At 58.4% G+C, this 622-nt stretch carries 1 protein-coding gene; it reads left to right on the top strand.

The annotated features are described in order from the left end of the window. The coding region (locus BN1115_RS01400; protein WP_042655747.1) for an IS1595 family transposase at positions 1-617 on the top strand (617 nt) is incomplete at its 5' end. Between the last annotated feature and the right edge of the window lie 5 nt (positions 618-622).

A 622-nucleotide genomic window follows, 5' to 3' on the forward strand; every position in this document is an offset into this window, starting at 1 on the left:
GGGTCAGCAAAAACACCGCGTTCCTCTGGCGTCACCGCTTCTTGCGGGCCATGGCAGCTCATCAAGCCACACGGGAAGAGGGCATCGTTGAGGTTGATGAGACCTTCTTCCTCGAATCGTTCAAGGGGCAACGGGGACTGCCGCGTCCGCCAAGGCATCGTGGTGGCAAGGGGCGAACCCGTGGAACCGGGCCGGATTACATCCCGGTGATGGTGGTACAAGACCGTGCAGGCCACCATGCAGATTTTCAGCTGGAGCAGATGAATGCCGAGACGGTCATCGCGGTGTTGAAGCCGCTGGTGTCACCGGATGCGGTGCTGTGTAGCGATGGTGCGGGTGTGTATGCCTGTTTCAGCAAAGAGCAGGGCGTAACCCATCAGGTCGTGCACAATCGCCAAGGCGAACGGGTGGTCGGTGCGTATCACATCCAGCACGTGAACGGGTATCACCATCGGTTGAAAGAGTGGATGGAGCGTTTCCATGGCGTGGCGACCCACTATCTGAAGAACTATCTGGGTTGGCGTAGGATGCTGGAGCGTTACGGGAGGGGCGTGAATATCAAAGCGTGTTTGCATGAGGCGCTGGGGCACCCCATGCAACACGTAATTGGGACATAGCCTTT

Source organism: Aeromonas allosaccharophila, assembly GCF_000819685.1.
GTDB classification, from domain to species: Bacteria; Pseudomonadota; Gammaproteobacteria; order Enterobacterales; family Aeromonadaceae; genus Aeromonas; species Aeromonas allosaccharophila.